Source organism: Streptomyces sp. H27-H5 (genome assembly GCF_026627505.1).
GTDB lineage: Bacteria > Actinomycetota > Actinomycetes > Streptomycetales > Streptomycetaceae > Streptomyces.
Window position 1 is genome coordinate 1 of the sequence record NZ_JAPNLK010000334.1, and the last position, 901, is coordinate 901.

Here is a 901-nt window from a genome sequence, read left to right on the forward strand (position 1 = left end):
ATCGAGGGTCTGGAGGCCGAGCACGGTCGTCTGACTGATGTGCTGCCGCTCTCGCCGCTCCAGCAGGGTCTGTTCTTCCACGCCGTCTACGACACCCAGGGCGAGGACGTCTACACCGTCCAACTCGCCCTCGACATCGAAGGTCCCCTCCGGCCCCGATCGCTGCACGCCGCCGCCGGGACCCTCCTGTCCCGCCACGGCGCCCTGCGCGCCGCGTTCCACCACGAGGGCCTCGACGCACCCGTCCAGGTCATCCCCGAGAGCGTCGACCTGCCCTGGACCGACATCGACCTCACCACGCTCCCCGAGGCCGAACGCGAGAGCGCCGTCCAGGCCTGGATGACCGAGGACCGGGCCGTGCGCTTCGATCCCGCACGGGCTCCCCTGATGCGGTTCGCCCTGCTCAAGACGGGTGCGGAGCAGCACCGACTGGTCATGACGAACCACCACATCCTGCTCGACGGCTGGTCCATGCCCGTCCTGGTCAAGGAACTCCTGACGCTCTACGGCCGCTCCGGCGACGGCTCCGCCCTGCCCCGCGTCACTCCCCACCGCGACTACCTGACGTGGATCGCCGGCCAGGACCGCGGTGTCGCCGAGGACGCCTGGCGGCGGGTGCTCGACGGCCTCGACGAGCCCACCCTGGTTGCCCCCGCGGGCCGTGACGGCACCCCCGCCACCCCCGACCGTGTCACCGTCGACGTCCCGGCCGCCCTCACCGCACAGCTCACCGACCTTTCCCGCTCGGCCGGCGTCACCCTCAACACCCTCTTCCAGGCCGCGTGGGCGATCGTCGTGGGCCGGCTCACCGGCCGTGAGGACGTGGTCTTCGGAGGCACCGTCTCCGGCCGCCCGCCCCAGGTCCCCGGCATCGAGTCGATGGTCGGCCTGTTCATCAACA

Annotated in this window: 1 protein-coding gene; it reads left to right on the forward strand. The window is 71.5% G+C overall.

The genetic code is table 11. From position 1 onward, the window contains the following. Positions 1–901: condensation domain-containing protein (locus tag OTB19_RS43145; RefSeq protein WP_267804321.1), on the forward strand; the 901-nt coding region annotated here is incomplete at both ends.